Here is a 17,115-nt window from a genome sequence, read left to right as displayed (position 1 = left end):
ATAACTTGCCGCACATTATCCTTGTGGAATACAAAAACCATGCCTGTGAATCTTCAGTTGATTTACCCTGTCCAGCATTTTATCAAATTTTCTTTTCATCTGGTCGGCTTCTTTTCGGGAAGCAAGTCCATTATTTAATTGCCATTCTAAATCAAATGCGAATGCAGGTGCAACTGGAGAAATTGCTTTTTTAGTATTGTTATCAGTTAGTTGTACGGGGGACGTAGCTAAAATTGTAATATAATCATAATTTTCATAGAAAGATATTGAATTTTCTGTAACGTTATCATCATGGTATGGTTTGAATATTAAATTAAAGTCGCTAAAAGAGGTATTCATTTCTCGACACACTTTCGGTCCAGCATTTAACATATTTAAGAAACAATCACTTAATTCCGGCCCACTTATAAGATAATCCATTCTTGAAGTTTGCCATAATATATCATAAGTTGGCCATACTTTACTGATATTCAATTCCTGATCCTTTGAAATTATAAATATTTCTACGGTGTTGCACTTAAAGTAGTCTTTATTACTAAAATCAAACAGAACATGCTCATTTTTTTGAGTATATTCTTTGACACCCGGTTCTTTTACAGAGATCTTACACAATGGCATCGGAAATTCAGAACTCGGTTTCATATCTATTATATTATGAAAGGAATGTTGGTACACAATTTCTGAGGATTTATCTTTGATGTGTACTACTGGTTTCTTCTTTTTGTCTCTACTGGATGAGTGGTATGATATTTCAGAAGTTGTAGGACATCTTTCAGGTTTACTTTTTCCTAATTGCCAGTAAGAGATCTGGAAATAATTCCCAAGTAAAGAAAATTTAAAGTCGATGGTGTTTCCTTTGGAAATAGGAATTATCCGAAGGATATCTATATTATCATGAGTCAGAGCCAATTTCATAATTTAATTTGTGCAGTTATTTTATTTGAATTGTGCCATCTAAGCATGTATAAGAGATGTTGCTGAAATCTTCAATCTCATCAATCGCTTCAACAATGTCAGTTAAAAACAACCTGTACTCACGCATGAAAACCATCTCATGCATGCGCATAAACCACTTCTGAAAAAATCCTGCTTTTCAATTCATCCCTTACGGCACGTTTCGAGATGATATCTACCTTTGTCCCGAACTCGTCTTCAAGAAAAATTCCAAGAGCTGCGAGATCAAAAAGATCCGCACCTTTCTCAAACTCAACAAGGAAATCAATATCGCTGCCGGTTTTGTATTCATTCCTCACCACCGACCCAAAAAGGCCTATTTCCTTTACTTTATAGTTCTTTTTCAATTCCAAAAGCAGCTCATCCAGTCTTCCCAGAATAATATCCCTTTTGATCATATTAATTCCCTTGTGAGATCTCTGATACACATTTTGGAGGGTCTTTTTATATTATTGCTTTGGTTGTGTTGTCTGATCATTCCCATGAATTCATTAGGCAGATCCTAACTGTAGTTCAGTGATCTTATATTTGCTGCCTTGATAAAGGTCCGGTCAAAAAGAGATATTATACGCTGCTCGAGTTGATTGATTTCGACTGCCTGCAGCAGGGAAGTTGCCATATATTCTTGGCGGATGAATGGCAGGAGTATATAGGGTTTATGGCAAAAATCGATTATGAAATTAATTCAAAAGGTTTATACCAAATGCTTCCAATACTCACATGTGAGTATTGATAACAATTAGACGAAATACTTTTTTTGTGGTGAAAGATGGTAACAAAACCGAATCCAATATTGGAGTATAGTATAGATTCCCTGTTAAAAGCCTTCAATACTTATAGAAAACCGGTCTTAAATCATTCTCATTTTTCTAAATTGATGAATTTACTTGACACGAGATTGAGGAAACAAGGAATTGATATGGAACTACCAGGATATTGGTATAAATATGGGTTTTATATAGAACCCCGATTTCTGGATAGTGCTCTTCCCAGAAAATTTACTGAATATTATACTTTAGACGACACAGTCGTCCCACCCATGCACCCAAAAAGAGATTATGGACTTAAAGCAGATATAAAAAAAACGATCGATTCAATAGTTCGTTATCTTTGGAAACAATATGGATACAAATCAGATTACGGTAAAAAGGTCAAAAGAGATTCATATCAAATAAACAGTCCATATGATTTCAATACTATTTTTCAGGATTATATTGATGTTGTGAATCGTAAAGAAAGGGGATTTGGTTCAAGAAAGGATCAGCTGGAACCGTTGTTGGATGATTTACTCAACAATTTTCCTGAAGATGATTTCCCTGAACTATTTGATTTGTATCTCGAATGGGATGACACTGTACGTCTTATTTTGGATTGTACATCTTCCGAAAAACAATATGGTCTTATTGTTGACCTAAGGGACAAATTCTGGGATGTCTTTTCAAATTGTGTCAGAATAATACATCACCAAAATATTCCTGATGAAAAAAGCATCATTGATGAATGGGAGAGAAAATATGAACAATCAATTCCTGCTTTTTATCATGAACTGGAAGATCTAAGAGAAGAGATTCTTTCTGACAATTATGAATTTTCAAATAAAAACGAAGATACTGTTAAGAAACTACTGAAATGCGCATACGAAAATCATAAGGGGGAAGCGCATGGATGAATCTTTTTCTTGATAACAATGTGTTAATTGGTTATATTTTTGAAACCGATAACTGGAATCTAAAATCTCTAGATGTGATGCGTTGCTCCTTAGATCGATATTCAAGTAATACCGTTTGTCAGGAATGTAGGGATATATACAAAAAGAACTTGGGAATTATAAAGAAAGAATTTAAACACATTATCCGAGAATTTAACAGAAAACAATCATTCAGCTTAAAAAAAGCATCATCTGTATTAAAAAGATACCAGATCGGGGATTGCTTAATTGAGTATTTTAAAAATAACCCCGTAGAAAATATAAAAGAAGCCAAAAATCATTTGAGAAATCTCCAGCGAGACATGGAAAAAAGATGTCTTGATAATTATCAGAATATAAATAAATTAGTAAAAGTATGTGCCCGTGATAATCCCTATAACGACATTTATAGGTTATTGGAAGCAGATGGTTTGGCAGAAGAAGAATTTATGGACCTTGAAATTATTATCGACGCACATCATGTTGGTTTGAATGTTGAACAGATGTTTTTTATTACTGGTGATTACAGGGATATTGTTTCAAGAAAAAAGTTGATAGTGGCCAATACTTCCTTAGAAGATGTTATCTATTTGAAATATTTTGATTTCCAGTAATCGAGTTACAATATTTCAATTATTTCTTATATCACTGCTCGCCTTCCTGCGGGAATCCTGCACATCAAGACTGCCGTTTGCGTCCAGTGTCTTGATACCAAGCCCGACTGCAGCGATATCCTCGTTCTCTGACAGGTACCTGTGTTCTTCAAGCCAGTCAACAATAATGTTCTGCGCCTGCTCGAAACCAAACATATCCTAGTTCCACGTTTCAAATCATGTAGAGTTCCCTTTGAGAAACCCAATTTTTTCCACTAAAAATAGAAAATATAAAGTAACAACTGCCTGATTTCCATGTTGTCCTGTCTTTCGATTTCATGTACATGAGACATGAACTCAACACTTTTGCGTTTGCCAACAAAGTATTGAGCCAGTCCTCTTGTCTTCAGGAGCAATATAGCACTCCATGTATGCTGTTTATCCCTGTATTCAGCACGTTTATTTAACCATTGATTTACTTCCTCTGTAATCTTCCTGGCCCCTGTAAGCTTAAGCCTTAGCGCATAGGTTTCTGTCCGGGTCAACAGAACGACTAACCGGCACAGGCAACAGATCACTGCGGCAGTCTCATTCTGCTTGCTTCACCAGAATTGGCATCGAAAACCGTGCCATGCAGGGCCCTGCACTGTGGTGAAGTCCGGTCATCGATCTCTGCAAAGAACTCAACCTGCACGCCACGCTTAGAATACCTGTATAATTCCGAATTAAATGCTACATCTGCTGTAAATGTCCTGGCAAATCTGACTGCAGGAAAGGGTTCGTTTATCCAGTATTTCTTGATGTTGTTGGCCAGTTGGTTGGAATTCCTGTATTAGATCTCCTCATTGTCCAGCATAGCAATAATGCTTTTTGCGACTTTACCAGTCAGATCGGTGGAGAGCCGGACCGCTTCGGCTGTCAGGGGATATGGTTTATCGGCTGCAGATTTGCTTATATGGGGAATAGAGGCAGCAACCTGTGCCTCCTGCAGGTTCGCATCGGCATGTGACAGTGCGAGTCTTATTATTTCAGTCAGCAGGAGATCGAACTGGATTTCAAAGGTTTTTGATTGGAACCACCTTCGTGTGTTCCGTAGCAATTCGTCCCGATAATCCAGTGTACTGACATTCGCAGCCTTGTTGAAAGTTCTGTCAAAAAGAGATATAATGCGCTGTTCTAGTTGTTTTATCTCAATAGACCGCATCAGAGATGATACCATATAAGTTCCAGAGGAATGGCAGTAGTATATGGTATTTATGGCAAAAATGAGTGAAATACAGAGTAATCATTTGATGAAATCTAAATATTGAATAAAGCCCCAATCTTCCTCATACTTTTTTAATATATCAATTATTATTTCTCTGTTTGGCTTTGGCATACAATAATCTTCACGACCTTGTTTTTTTTGAGCTGCTATTAACCCTATGTTTTTTAGTTCTTTTGCAGCATATTTAGCTTTATCTAAATCGTGTTTTGGAATACCGTTTGTGATTTTATTGATATTAAGGTGTTTATCGCACCAGGTTCCTTGACGACACATATTATAAAGAATGCGTAATTCGTATTGGGAAAATTCGCGTTCCATATATTCGTCATTTGGAGACATCATTTGATAAATGATAATAATGTATAATAAAGTTAGTGTTAAACTGATTGGACAGTAAACCAACAGTTTTAAGTATAATCCATAATATGGGTTGAATAGGAGGAAATGAAATGGCATTGGAAGACTTTTTAGGAAAAACTTCCGAGATTAAAATCATTGATTTTTTATCAGGAAATGGTGACATTAATTATAATCAATCTGAAATAAGTGAGTGCACAGGTCTTTCAAGAACTACCATCAATCACAAAATTCCATTTTTAATTTACAATGGAATTTTGGAAATAAAAGAAACAAAAGGAAATGTCAACTATTATCAATTAAAAGATAATAAAATCATCAAAGGGTTAATTGGATCTGTTTTTGCAAACAGTTTTTTCATTGCTGAACAAGATGGGGAATATAATGAAATTTTGAATAACATTAAACAAGACGTTGGTCCAATTGTATATGAAGAAATAAATTGCTTTTATTATTCAGAAGATACATCAATGCATGTGGTTGAAGATACTAAAAAATTCTGGAATAAAGAAGAACGTGAGTGGCCTACTATACCATTTTCATCAATGTATTCAGAGGACATGAGTAAATTTGCAGTTTCAGCGTGAGTGATAATAATGACCAAAAATGAAAAAGTAGGTATAGTAAACCAAGAAGAAAATGAGGAACAAAAAGAAACAGTAAGCATCAACCGCACTCCTATATTTGGTAGGACTTACGCTACAAACCTTATAGTTTCTATGACAGACTCAGATTTCAGAATTGAGTTGTTAAATGAAAAATTCAAAACCAAGAATGGCTGGGTATATCACAGTGACCACATGGTTATATTGACAGCACAGGCAGCCAAAAAGCTTCTTCAAGATTTGGAAAAGCAAATCTCTATCTATGAAAATGAACATGGAGAAATTGAAGTAAGCGAAGAAAGAGATCGAGTAGGGAGCCAGTAATTCCTATTTTTAATTTTTTATTTAATTCAAATTTAAATGTGTATATAATAAAATCTCTGAAACTCATCCATAATCCATCGGTGAACGTTGAGTTTGGAGACTTGTTTTCATTAAGAAGAGATATGGGACAGGAAGCCACTTGGTCTTCAATCAAATGATAGTACACAAGATCATGTTACTATAAAGAGTAGAGGACAGATTTTCTACAGAGACTTTATTAACGTACTCCACCCTGTGGGAACCCACCCCATTCAAGCAACTGCTCCCTGCTCAGGACACCAGAATTGTACCACTCAAGTACTTCTGCAGCGGTCATCTTTGGTCTCGAAAGTTCCTCAAATTCCACCCATACACTACCTCCAGGCCAGCCTTTCTTTTGCAACCTCATATCAATGAACTGCTGCACAATATTCCGGATACTGTGCTGCAGGCCTTCCAGTACAACCATCCGGTCAGCCTCAGAAACATATCCTGCAGCATAGGTGGATCCTTTAGTATCCCCCATGGAAAATGGTGTCTGGAACAAACCGACCTGAATCTCTGCTTCCAGGGATCTCTTGAAAGCCTGCACATCGAGACTGCCGTTTGCATCCAATGTCTTGATATCAAGCCCGACTGCAGCGATATCCTCGTTCTCCGAAAGATACCGGTGTTCTTCCAGCCAGTCATCAATAATGGCCTGTGCCTGCTCGACACCGAGTATATCCTGATTCCACGTTTCAAATCATGTAGAGTACCCTTTGAGAACCCCAATTTTTTCTACTCAACATAGGAAATATCAAGGATCTTCTGCCTTAATTCCCCTGGATCATCCCTTTCGATCAGATTCCAAATAAAATTAATATATACCTCAAAATACAACACCCGAAGAGTGCATTTAATTGAGGCATTCAATTTCGCTAAAACAAGTCACATCAGAATCTCGCAATCAATCCAGGCCCGCATCTGCTTTGAAAGCCTTTAGTTTGAGACTCATAACAGGGTAACCTGAGTACTGATTCTCACCAATCTCTTTGTCTTGATCCATTATCTCGACATTGAATCCAGCATCTTTTATCATTCCCAGATAATCATCTTTAAGCAATGCACCACCTATACAGGCACATATAAGATCTTCATCATTCCTCTGCTCGGGGGTCAGGTCATTCAGAAGAACAATATCTGAAACATACATCCTCCCATCATTTTTGAGAACACGGTATGCTTCCCTGAATACTTTGGATTTGTCAGGTGCGAGATTGATCACACAGTTGCTTATAATGACATCAATCGACCCCGTTTCAACAGGTAGAGACTCGATATCCCCCTGCTTGAACTCGACATTATCGAATTCATATTTTTCAGCATTCTTTCTTGCTTTTGCAATCATATCTTCTGTCATATCCACGCCAATGACTTTCCCGGTCTTGCCCACTTTCCTTGCAGCGATAAAACTATCAAATCCTCCGCCTGAACCAAGATCAAGAACGATATCGCCTTCTTTTATCTCACCGATTGCCGTAGGATTTCCACATCCAAGCCCCAGATTCGCTGCAGATAATGATTGTATATCTTCAGATGAATAGCCAATGGATGTTGATATTTCTTCCTTTGTGAGATCCCCGCAGCATCCACATCCCTGTACAACATCCAATGCAATTTTTCCGTATTTATCCTTTACAACTTCTTTCTTAGAAACTGCATCTGCTGCATTATCAGGACAACATGAATCAAATTTTTCAATTCCGCAATTTTCAAGTTTGTCTTTCATATTATCATCCATTATGCTGTAAATTACGTATCTACCCTCTTTTTCGTACTTCAGGATTCCCGCTTCACAAAGTATCTTGAGATGGCGGGATACAGTGGTTTGATCTTTGCCCGTAATTGCTGCAAAATCACATGCACAATGATCATGTTTTAACAGGCATCCTATTATTGCAAGACGCGTTTGGTCACCCAATGCTTTGAAGAATTTAGCCTTTTCATGAAGCATTAGTTGTATATATGTGCATTTATGCATATATGCTTTTTGCAAGCAGTTCTTGGAAAACGAAGCACAGAAAAGAAAAGCAAATACAATAAATAATTGATAATTTTTTTCGTGAGTTTATACTTATTACTTAATTGACTGTGATGGGGAAGTCCAAAAAACAATTTTGGCATGTAAACCGATTTAGGTGGTAAGTGGGCGAATCAGGGTTTATCCTTCTTAAGGCAAATGTACCAATCGGAACATTTCAATTCTTTATCTTCCATGCGCTTCTTTGCATCTTCATAGGAAAGAGGAGTACATACTATAACATCATCACCAGGATTCCAGTTAACAGGAGTATCTACATTTTGTGAATCTGTTTTCTGGATTGCCTGCAGGATGCGTTTTATTTCATCAAGGTTTCTGCCATTGGAAATTGGGTAAAAGGCAATATAACGGATGCGTGACTGCGGGTCGATTATGAATATTCCCCTCACAGGTTGGGTATTTATGATTTCGTTTTCATCAGTTGCCTTATCTGCCTGAATATACTGGATATCGCGCATATATCTTTTGTTCTCAGAAGGCTGGAGCATCCCATATTTTTTAACTATTGACAACCCCTTGTCTTCTACTATAGGAAATTCCACATCCATGCCCGAGAGGCCATTAAATTCCACCTTTTCCTTTATAGACCGCAACCAGGAAATGTGTGATTGGACACTGTCAACTGACAGGCCAAGAAGTTCGGTATTGAGTTGCCTGAATTCTGCCTGCATCTTTGCAAACACCATGAACTCTGTGGTGCATACGGGTGTAAAGTCTCCAGGATGACTGAAAAAAATTACCCATTTACCTTCATAATCTTTTGGAAAATTCACTTCCCCATGTGTGGTACGGGCCCTGAAAGAAGGAGCAATTTCCCCCATCATTGGAATTCTGATAGTCATATATTCATTTTGTTCCACAATAACACCCCATTTGTCATTTGTCAGATTATTCTTATATTTAGTTTGTAGTTGTATATTTAGGTTTTTGCAATTTTTACTTCGTCCATTTATAACAAAGGTTGTATATTTTTATCTTATCGATCGCCCGTACTTCAAAAAAGTGAACGTGCCATTTTTGATTTTACTATCTTGCAATTCATGCATGTAGAAGGAGCTGAGGTCTTTACTCCATTGCTTAGAGGATTTTTGTTCCTGATAGTAAACCACATTGCACTGGACACCATGCTTGTGGACACAGGTATTCTATATACATTCCTGGAACCATGGGGATGGGGTATCGCTGTAGTAGTAGCTTTTAAGTGGGGTGTAATGGACGCTCTTGTGGAATACGCAAAGCAAAAGAAGTAAAAACCCCTCTTTCTTTTTATTTCAAATAACCTGAGCTCTATTTAACGCAAAGTACCCTTAGAGGATCTTGCTTTTTTTCATTGCATAAACTCTGTATTATCTGTAAAGGTGCACGCCTTGTAACAGTCTGTGCAAAACACTACAGAACATCGAATTGAGAATAACAGGCCCGAATGCTGTCCGTGGGGTAAGGCTGGAACTAATTACTATGGTGTCACGCCTGACCAGCCAATCTCAATGTAAGAAAGGTCGTTGCTATAATCGGGCTGAAGCTATCTATTCAGATTACTATCCCAAAAAAGACGTTCTTACGAAATAAATAGTACCAGGTACAAAAATAAAATTTTACGATAATCAATGAAGAGATATTCCTTTTACTGATGGATACCGAATTTTTTGTTGATTAATTCTTGGGGGGTATACTTTACAAATACAACATTTCAATTTTTCTTTTTATGTGTGCAAAAAGTATTTAAGTAGCAAATCATTTTTAGTACATAAATGACTAAATAGTCAATTCCAGCGATAACTCATGAAAAAACAGGTAGAAAACAAAAAAGCAGCCCTTTTGCAAGCGGCTCTAAAGCTCTTTACTGAAAAGGGCTTCCACGGCACATCCACTGCCCAGATATCAAAAGAAGCAGGTGTAGCCACAGGTACTTTATTCAATTATTTTCCTACAAAAGAACATCTCATCAATGACCTGTATTTCGAGGTAAAAGAAGAATTAAGCAGTAGAATGGGACAAGATGTCCAGATACAGAAAACTTACAGAGAAAAATTAAGGAAGATGTGGTATAATCTGGTCGAATGGGGAATAGAGAATCAGGAAAAATTCCATTTTGTCGGACAGTTCTGTTCTTCTCCTTCCATAACAAGCCATACCCGTGAAGTAGTTATGGAAGAGTATGTTTTCTTCCATGATCTTGTGATGGAAGGATTAGCAAATGGTGAGCTTGGGGACTACCCAGCAGAAATGATAACAACAATGTTCTATCAGTCAAGCAGAACAATAGTTGACTATATTCTTTACTCAGAACCACAGGACAGGGATAGAGCTATAGAAAATGGATTTCAGGTTGTATGGAGCGGGCTGACCAGGAATAATTTATTATTTTAATGACCGATCACTTATATGGCATTCTGTATCTAGTTCATATTTTAGGATAAATGTAAAATAGTGATATAAATGGTCAAACTCAAAAAGATCGCATTACATTCATTCTTGTTTTTTATTCTGTTTTGTGTCGGCATAATAGTATTTATGAATGTAAATCCGGCTTTCGGCGGGGATCCAACAACAGAACAAAAAGAAACATATCAACATTTAAGTAACTATGTTGATGGACATTTTGTAAATGAGTTGCCTACAAGTGTATTCGGAGATCCATCAGATACTCTACCAGCAAATAATTCTTCAGTTTCCGAGTTTGCAGACCGTGATCCTGCAAGTCCAATCCCTGTTTATACGATAGACTGGGAACAGATAAAAAGTAAAAACGATAGTTTGACCTGGTTAGGACACTCTGCTTTTCTGCTTAATATTGATGGCAAAAAGTTATTGCTTGATCCTATGCTGAGCCCTGTTGCTTCCCCTGTCTCATTTGTGGGAATTAACAGATACGAATATAGCGAAGATATCATGCTGGATATAATTGATGAAATGACGCCAATCGATGCAGTTCTTATTTCGCATGACCATTACGACCACCTGGATTACCAATCAATTGTAAAACTAAACAGCAAAGTTTCGCATTTCTTTGTTCCTCTCGGGTGTAGTGCTCATCTGATCAAATGGGGAATTCCCGAAGAGAAGATCACAGAACTCAACTGGTGGGAAGAAACGAAGTACCAGGATCTGACTGTTGCTCTGACACCTTCCAGACATGGTTCCGGACGAGATCCATTCAGCATTGATACTACATTATGGGGTGGCTGGGTCATTCTGGGAAACAAAAGCCGAATATATACCAGTGGAGACGGTGGATACGGTCCGCATTTTAAGGAGATAGGAAACAAATACGGACCTTTTGACATCACCCTGATCGAAGGAGCCCAATATGACCAGAGATGGGCTGAGATTCATATGCTTCCGGAACAAGCAGTACAGGCTAATCTGGATGTAAATGGTGAGACAATGATGCTGATGCATTGGGGAGCATTCACGCTGGCTAATCATGCCTGGGATAAACCAATAGAAAGGGCGCTGGAAGAGGCAAATGAAAGAGATATGAACATAATTGCTCCAATGATCGGTGAGACTGTTCTGTTAGATTCAGACCTGCAAATGCCTTCTACTTCATGGTGGGACTTCTGACATAAAAATGTATTAATCAAAAAAAAAGCACAGTATGCAAAATATAATGACTGATTGCTCAATCATATGAGTTATTGAATGTATAAGACTTTTCAGGAAAGGAAAATTGAGGATTTGATATGAGTTATAACATGTATGTACCTACCAGAACTTTGTTCGGTGCAGGTCAATTAAATAATCTGCATGAGCAGAAAATGCCTGGCAAAAAAGCTATGATCGTTATCTCTAAAGGCAAGTCAATAAGAGAGAACGGCTATCTTGCAAGGACTGAATAGCAGCTGAAACTGGCAGGTGTAGAAACAGTAGTTTTCGATAAAGTTGAAGCAAACCCTTTAAGATCAACAGTTATGGTTGGCGGTGCTTTTGTAAAAGAGAACAATTGTGACTTTATTGTTGCTTTGGGTGGTGGAAGCTGTATGGACGCAGCAAAGGCAATTGCTGTAATGGCTACCAATGAAGGTGATTATTGGGACTATATTCCTTCTGGTAGCGGAAAAGGAATGCCCTTAAAGAACAGCCCTCTGCCGGTCATAGCCATTACAACTACAGCCGGAACAGGTTCAGAGACCGATTCGGGTACAGTGATCACTCACGAAGAAAAGCATGAAAAGACCGGGTTTGTACATGAGGAACTGTTCCCGGTCCTGGCTATTGTCGATCCTGAGCTTATGCTGACCGTACCACCGAAGTTTACCGCATACCAGGGATTTGATGCATTATTCCACAGTGTTGAAGGGTACGTTTCCAATGGTGCCAATCTTATGAGCGACATGTATGCCATCACCGCAATTGAGAATATCGCAAAAAATCTTGCAAAAACTGTGAAGAATGGGAATGATCTGGATGCACGTGAAAAGGTTGCTTTCGGGAATACACTTTCCGGTACAGTGATGTGCGTAGGTATTCTCACCAGTCAGCATTCACTGGAACATGCAATGTCAGCCTATCATCAGGAACTTCCGCATGGTGCAGGTCTTATCATGATCAGCAAAGCGTATTTTACTCATTTTATTGACAAGCATGTCTGTGATGACAGGTTCGTACAAATGGCAAAGGTCATGGGAATGGAGGATGCCAAAGAGCCGATGGATTTCATCAAAATGCTGGTGAAATTGCAGGAAGACTGTGGAGTTGCAGACCTCAGGATGTCCGATTACGGTATCACACCGGACGAATTCAAAACAATGGCTAAGAACGCAAAGGATACTATGGGCTTTTTGTTTACATGTGACAGGACCGAACTTAGTATTGATGACTGTGTTGCCATCTATGAGGCTTCCTACAAGTAAGGATTCTCAACTCATTATTTTTTACAACTGAACAATTATCAGAATAAAATCGGCTCTAAATTCTTTTTGGCATCGTCTATGAGTGATCGCAATCCGCTTTTGGGAATGGCACATGTCTGAATAATGCAAAAATGTTATAGTATAAATCATGGGTTAATATGTTCTTGATTATTTTCAGAGAGACTAATCATTACTTTTGGATTTATGCTGGACAATTTGTTGATTAAAGGAGAGTCATTAGAGCATGGTCAGCAACATAGGATGGTTCATGACCGAGTATCAATTTGGCGTCGTCTGTGAGTGATTGGTCAATCAAAGCAAATATATACTAGCAAATCCATTTATGACTGACTGTTCAGTCACCCGCAGTTTTATTATCTTGTGCAATTCAAAACCTAAGGAGAACTAGAATGTTATACAGAAAAATGCCAAAGAACACAGACGAGCTTTCAATTCTTGGATTCGGATGCATGCGCCTCGCTTCAAAAGAAGACGGTAGTATAGATGAAGAAAGGGCAACTAAGCAGCTGCGCTATGCGATCGATCAGGGAGTGAACTATGTTGATACTGCATGGCCATACCACATGGGAGCAAGCGAGCCATTCCTGGGTCGTGCTCTTGCTGACGGATACCGCGAAAAAGTGAAAATCGCAACAAAGCTCCCTTCATTCCTTATAGAAACGAGAGAGGATATGGATAAGTACCTGAATGCCCAGCTTGAGAAACTGAACACCGATCATATTGACTATTATCTCTTACATTCTCTTGTTGGTGACCTGTGGGACAGTATTGAAAAATTAGGTGTAGCTGATTTCCTTGACAAAGCCAAAGCTGATGGTCGCATTATAAATGCAGGTTTTTCTTTTCACGGAGCATCAAAGGATTTCAATCGCATAGTAGATGCTTATAACTGGGACTTCTGCCAGATCCAGTACAACTATCTGGATGAAATGAACCAGGCAGGTAAAGAGGGTCTGAAATATGCAGCTTCTAAAAATCTTGGTGTTATAGTAATGGAACCTCTTCGTGGAGGAACCCTTACAAAAACTGTACCACAAGATGTGGAAGAAATATGGAATGAGGCACCAAAGAAAAGATCACCTGCTGAATGGGCTCTTCGCTGGGTATGGAACCATCCGGAAGTTACTGTGGTTCTTTCCGGTATGAACGAAGAAGCCCATATTGAAGAGAATCTCAGGGTTGCAGGAGAAGCACATCCAAATTCACTTACAGAAGAAGAACTACAACTTGTGAAAAGAGTGGAAAATAAATACCGTGAATTGATGAAGGTAGAATGTACCGGTTGTCAATATTGCATGCCTTGCCCGTCAGGTGTGAATATTCCAGTTTGTTTTGATCTGTACAACAACCTTTACCTGGAGGATGATCCCGAAACAGTAAGACTTATGTATGCTGCACGTTTAGGCGGTGCTGTTGGTGCAGGTAGAGGCGGTTTTGCATCCCTTTGTATCCAGTGTGGACAATGTCTTGATAAATGCCCACAGCATATTGACATACCAAATATTCTTGATTCCGTAGTTAGCGAACTTGAAGGGTCCGATCTTGAGCAGAGGATTGCCATGGCAAAGGAGATGTTTAATGGAGATGTTTAAGCATGTGTAAAACAGCATAAATTATCTGCCACAAAAATACAACAAGGAATATTGTTTCAGGTTCTTTACTGAAATACCAGACAATATTCCGTTTTTATTTATTCATTATTTCGTGAACTTTGAATTATTATTTTTTTTAGTAAAGGGGTTATCACATGGAACTCACAGATCTCTTCAAAGATGTCAAAGATGGAAAAATAGATATTGAGACTGCGGAACAGCATGCACGTGGTCTTGGTTTTGTATCCTACTCGGATATAGCAAAAATTGATTCTCACAGGAAATGCAGAACGGGAGTTGTCGAGGCTGTTCTTGCCGATTGTAAAGAGCCTGATGATGTTGTGGAAATTGCAAGGGTCATGGTTTCACAGAGCAAGCGAGCCCTTATCACTCGTGTATCTGAAAAACATTTTGAAGCCCTGAGGGCGGCATTCCGCGAAGATGAGTTTGAATGGAACAGCCGATCCCGTACGGTTGTGGTCCATGATGGCACTCATGCACCCGCAACCGGTGGAGTTGTAGGTATCATTTCCGCAGGCACGGCAGATATTCCAGCCGCAGAAGAGGCAAAGGTTGTGGCTTCTGAGATGGGATGTGAAACTGTTACCGTATACGATGTAGGGGTTGCAGGAATCCACAGGTTAGTTCCCGAACTTCAGAATTTGAAATCGAAGTATCCTGGGGCTATAGTAGTTGCAGCCGGAAGGGAAGGCACACTTCCCACAATAGTTTCAGGACTTGTTGATGTGCCTGTGATAGGTCTTCCTGTTTCCACAGGATATGGTGCAGGTGGCAAAGGAGAAGCTGCTCTGATGTCAATGCTCCAGTCCTGTTCCACACTTGCAGTCGTAAATATCGATGCAGGTTTTGTTGCAGGAGCATATGCGGCGAGGATAGCGAACATGATCGCATCCGCAGGAGCAGGATGTAAACAAGAACAGGAATAAAAATTATGAGATCACTAATATTCAATCCTTTTTCCGGAGCCGCTGGAGATATGATCCTTGGATGTACTCTGGACCTCGGAGCTGACAGGCAAGCCCTAAAAGAACTTATAGAAGCCTCTGCTCCTGTTTCTGTGGATATAAGGGAAGTAGTGAAAAAAGGAATAAAAGCTATTGATGTCAAGATCAATGTACCTGAAAGAGAACATTCACGCACATATCCAGAACTTTTAGACACGATAAAGGAGGCAAAACTGCCTCCCAGGGTGGAGGCAAGTGCCCTTGATATCTTTTTAAAGATGGCAGAAGCTGAAAGCTTGATTCATAGAGTAGATGATCTTGAGAAACTTCATTTCCATGAGGTAGGCCAGAGTGATGCACTTGTAGATGTCATCGGGTCTTCGGCAGCTATTCATTCTCTTGGATGTGATTCTGTTTACTGCACTCCTATCAATGTGGGAAGCGGTACAATAGAATGCGCACACGGGACCCTGCCTGTACCAGCTCCGGCTACACTTGAGGTGCTCAGGAAAGGAAAACTCTATTTCAGAGGTGGGAATGAGCAAAAAGAACTTCTGACTCCCACAGGAGCTGCGATCCTTTCTCACTTTGCAAGACCTGTGGAGACTTTTCCCCAGGGCAGGGTAATTTCAACAGGGTATGGAGCTGGAGATGCCGAGCTTAGAGGACCAAACGTGCTCCAGGGAGTGATTTCTGAGCTGTATTCCGGCCTGGTCCCGGATATGATAGAAGTACTTGAGACAAATGCTGACGATGTAAGCGGAGAAGTGTTGGGTAACCTGTTCGAGGAATTGCTTGCTATGGGAGCAAGGGATGTTGCAATCGTTCCGGCAACAATGAAAAAAGGCCGCCCAGCCCATATTATCAAGGTCATTGCAAAGCCTGAGGATACTGCAAAACTCGCACGGAAGATCATTATCGAGACTGGGTCCCTAGGAGTACGGGTAATACCAACCCGGCATAGGTTAATGGCTGACAGAAGGATAGAGTCACTTAAATTTGAAATTGAAGGGGAAATCTATGAAACCGCGGTGAAGATTGCCAGGGATTCAGAAGGTGTCCTGCTCAATATCTCTGCTGAGTTCGAGGATTGTAAAGTAATTGCTAAAACAAGTGGTATCCCTGTAAAGGAAGTTATAAAATGGGCAGAGGAGGCAGCAAGAAAGCTCTTCTCTTGATATTTCCAAAAAGCTTCGTTAATAAAAACCAATGAATTTGATTACCCAATTACTTTTGAGTGATTACTCAATCAGGCATAAAGGTAACAGATTGATTTGTCTTAAAAAGAAGGATTCAATCAAAGATTAATGAGAATCAAGCTAATAATTCAAAAATGCGGGAGGAGTTTAATGTTATACAGGAAAAGCCAAAGAACGGGGATGAACTTTCAATAATCGGTTTTGGAGCCATGCGCCTTCCGACCCATAGATAATTGAAAGATTAGATCTTCAGCTACAGGCATAGCTATATCGATAAAGTTTAAGTAATCATTTGACAGATTATTAAATCATAGATTTAATGGGAGTATCAGATTTTCATTCTGGAATAAATCACATACATTCCTTTTATTTTTATTTATACCCACATATTTTTTACTATGAGTTATTACATTTTTATTATTGAATGCCCCAACCTGTTCTTTTAATATTTTTTTGCAGATTAAAAGTTAATTTGTTTGAGATTATAAAATGTCGGCTCTGTTGATGTACACCCCACCGTTAAGGGTCAGTGAAGCAATTAATCTTAAGGTCAAAGATATAAAAATTGAAAATACAAGCCCCGAAGTCCAAACCTGTCGCTATGCTTAATAAATTAGAAAATCAAATATGTAG

General features: G+C 38.9%; 23 protein-coding genes. 12 read left to right on the top strand and 11 right to left on the bottom strand.

Features of this window, described 5'->3' with window-relative positions:
- Window positions 1–15 precede the first annotated feature (15 nt).
- From CP947_RS01230 to CP947_RS01225, 3 genes are read right to left on the bottom strand one after another with little or no spacing between them, the layout of a single operon-like run.
- Window positions 16–915, bottom strand: a complete 900-nt coding sequence (locus tag CP947_RS01230; protein WP_096711442.1) for a hypothetical protein — start codon at window positions 913–915, stop codon at window positions 16–18.
- A gap of 16 nt (window positions 916–931) precedes the next feature.
- A complete protein-coding gene (locus tag CP947_RS10885) occupies window positions 932–1,060 on the bottom strand; it encodes a hypothetical protein (protein WP_279387814.1) in 129 nt (42 codons plus the stop codon).
- The gene (locus CP947_RS01225; RefSeq protein ID WP_096711441.1) at window positions 1,053–1,352 is read right to left on the bottom strand and encodes a nucleotidyltransferase family protein; all 300 of its coding nucleotides are present in this window, start codon (window positions 1,350–1,352) and stop codon (window positions 1,053–1,055) included. The genes CP947_RS10885 and CP947_RS01225 overlap by 8 nt, the downstream gene beginning before the upstream one ends.
- 371 nt (window positions 1,353–1,723) lie before the next feature.
- Here CP947_RS01225 and CP947_RS01220 point away from each other — a divergent pair, with 371 nt between their 5' ends.
- Window positions 1,724–2,623, top strand: a complete 900-nt coding sequence (locus CP947_RS01220) for a hypothetical protein (protein ID WP_132130888.1) — start codon at window positions 1,724–1,726, stop codon at window positions 2,621–2,623.
- Complete coding sequence (locus tag CP947_RS01215) at window positions 2,620–3,255, top strand: hypothetical protein (RefSeq protein WP_096711439.1); 636 nt, start codon at window positions 2,620–2,622, stop codon at window positions 3,253–3,255. The genes CP947_RS01220 and CP947_RS01215 overlap by 4 nt, the downstream gene beginning before the upstream one ends.
- Window positions 3,256–3,270: 15 nt before the next feature.
- Here the strand turns inward: CP947_RS01215 and CP947_RS01210 are convergent, their stop codons facing one another.
- The 5 genes from CP947_RS01210 to CP947_RS01190 all read right to left on the bottom strand — a co-directional run bounded on the left by CP947_RS01210 (window position 3,271) and on the right by CP947_RS01190 (window position 4,840).
- Window positions 3,271–3,450: a hypothetical protein gene (locus tag CP947_RS01210; protein WP_096711438.1), complete on the bottom strand. Its 180-nt coding sequence runs from the start codon at window positions 3,448–3,450 to the stop codon at window positions 3,271–3,273.
- 59 nt (window positions 3,451–3,509) lie between these two features.
- Window positions 3,510–3,779 (bottom strand): hypothetical protein, encoded by a 270-nt coding sequence (locus tag CP947_RS01205; RefSeq protein WP_207891983.1) that lies wholly within the window; start codon window positions 3,777–3,779, stop codon window positions 3,510–3,512.
- Window positions 3,780–3,808: 29 nt separating this feature from the next.
- Complete coding sequence (locus CP947_RS01200; RefSeq protein ID WP_096711437.1) at window positions 3,809–4,048, bottom strand: minor capsid protein; 240 nt, start codon at window positions 4,046–4,048, stop codon at window positions 3,809–3,811.
- 18 nt (window positions 4,049–4,066) lie between these two features.
- Entirely contained in the window at window positions 4,067–4,453 is a 387-nt protein-coding gene (locus tag CP947_RS01195) for a hypothetical protein (protein ID WP_096711436.1), read from the bottom strand.
- A 66-nt stretch (window positions 4,454–4,519) separates the two neighbouring features.
- Complete coding sequence (locus CP947_RS01190) at window positions 4,520–4,840, bottom strand: hypothetical protein (RefSeq protein ID WP_128754049.1); 321 nt, start codon at window positions 4,838–4,840, stop codon at window positions 4,520–4,522.
- A gap of 110 nt (window positions 4,841–4,950) precedes the next feature.
- Between CP947_RS01190 and CP947_RS01185 the strand changes: the two genes are divergently transcribed.
- Window positions 4,951–5,445 carry a winged helix-turn-helix domain-containing protein gene (locus CP947_RS01185; RefSeq protein WP_096711434.1) on the top strand — a complete coding sequence of 165 codons (495 nt, stop codon included), beginning with the start codon at window positions 4,951–4,953 and terminating at the stop codon, window positions 5,443–5,445.
- Between the two features lie 9 nt (window positions 5,446–5,454).
- On the top strand, window positions 5,455–5,787 hold the full coding sequence (locus tag CP947_RS01180) for a DUF3467 domain-containing protein (RefSeq protein WP_096711433.1): 333 nt from the start codon (window positions 5,455–5,457) through the stop codon (window positions 5,785–5,787).
- A 217-nt stretch (window positions 5,788–6,004) separates the two neighbouring features.
- Here CP947_RS01180 and CP947_RS01175 read toward each other — a convergent pair whose 3' ends face one another.
- The 3 genes from CP947_RS01175 to CP947_RS01165 form a co-directional block, all read right to left on the bottom strand.
- The gene (locus CP947_RS01175) at window positions 6,005–6,382 is read right to left on the bottom strand and encodes a hypothetical protein (protein WP_096711432.1); all 378 of its coding nucleotides are present in this window, start codon (window positions 6,380–6,382) and stop codon (window positions 6,005–6,007) included.
- 333 nt (window positions 6,383–6,715) lie between these two features.
- Window positions 6,716–7,762 carry an arsenite methyltransferase gene (gene arsM, locus CP947_RS01170; RefSeq protein ID WP_279387813.1) on the bottom strand — a complete coding sequence of 349 codons (1,047 nt, stop codon included), beginning with the start codon at window positions 7,760–7,762 and terminating at the stop codon, window positions 6,716–6,718.
- Window positions 7,763–7,962: 200 nt separating this feature from the next.
- The gene (locus CP947_RS01165) at window positions 7,963–8,691 is read right to left on the bottom strand and encodes a redoxin domain-containing protein (protein WP_096711619.1); all 729 of its coding nucleotides are present in this window, start codon (window positions 8,689–8,691) and stop codon (window positions 7,963–7,965) included.
- Window positions 8,692–8,889: 198 nt separating this feature from the next.
- On the opposite strand from CP947_RS01165, the gene CP947_RS01160 reads away from it, so the two are divergent.
- The 8 genes from CP947_RS01160 to larC all read left to right on the top strand — a co-directional run bounded on the left by CP947_RS01160 (window position 8,890) and on the right by larC (window position 16,461).
- Entirely contained in the window at window positions 8,890–9,099 is a 210-nt protein-coding gene (locus CP947_RS01160; RefSeq protein ID WP_207891982.1) for a hypothetical protein, read from the top strand.
- Between the two features lie 532 nt (window positions 9,100–9,631).
- On the top strand, window positions 9,632–10,219 hold the full coding sequence (locus CP947_RS01155) for a TetR/AcrR family transcriptional regulator (RefSeq protein ID WP_096711430.1): 588 nt from the start codon (window positions 9,632–9,634) through the stop codon (window positions 10,217–10,219).
- A gap of 144 nt (window positions 10,220–10,363) precedes the next feature.
- Window positions 10,364–11,416 carry an MBL fold metallo-hydrolase gene (locus CP947_RS01150; protein WP_253247317.1) on the top strand — a complete coding sequence of 351 codons (1,053 nt, stop codon included), beginning with the start codon at window positions 10,364–10,366 and terminating at the stop codon, window positions 11,414–11,416.
- 119 nt (window positions 11,417–11,535) lie between these two features.
- A complete protein-coding gene (locus CP947_RS10620; protein WP_207891981.1) occupies window positions 11,536–11,691 on the top strand; it encodes a hypothetical protein in 156 nt (51 codons plus the stop codon).
- A gap of 3 nt (window positions 11,692–11,694) precedes the next feature.
- Complete coding sequence (locus CP947_RS01145) at window positions 11,695–12,705, top strand: iron-containing alcohol dehydrogenase (RefSeq protein ID WP_207891994.1); 1,011 nt, start codon at window positions 11,695–11,697, stop codon at window positions 12,703–12,705.
- 410 nt (window positions 12,706–13,115) lie between these two features.
- Window positions 13,116–14,318, top strand: coding sequence for an aldo/keto reductase (locus tag CP947_RS01140; protein ID WP_096711428.1), 1,203 nt, complete (start codon window positions 13,116–13,118; stop codon window positions 14,316–14,318).
- A 155-nt stretch (window positions 14,319–14,473) separates the two neighbouring features.
- Window positions 14,474–15,265, top strand: a complete 792-nt coding sequence (larB, locus tag CP947_RS01135; protein ID WP_096711427.1) for a nickel pincer cofactor biosynthesis protein LarB — start codon at window positions 14,474–14,476, stop codon at window positions 15,263–15,265.
- A 5-nt stretch (window positions 15,266–15,270) separates the two neighbouring features.
- Complete coding sequence (larC, locus tag CP947_RS01130; RefSeq protein ID WP_096711426.1) at window positions 15,271–16,461, top strand: nickel pincer cofactor biosynthesis protein LarC; 1,191 nt, start codon at window positions 15,271–15,273, stop codon at window positions 16,459–16,461.
- The last annotated feature ends 654 nt before the right edge of the window (window positions 16,462–17,115 follow it).

The sequence above is a fragment of the Methanohalophilus euhalobius genome (assembly GCF_900215215.1).
Classification (GTDB): Archaea; Halobacteriota; Methanosarcinia; order Methanosarcinales; family Methanosarcinaceae; genus Methanohalophilus; species Methanohalophilus euhalobius.
The sequence above is the reverse complement of the archived record's forward strand: the minus strand, read 5'-3'. Positions and strand labels throughout refer to the sequence as shown.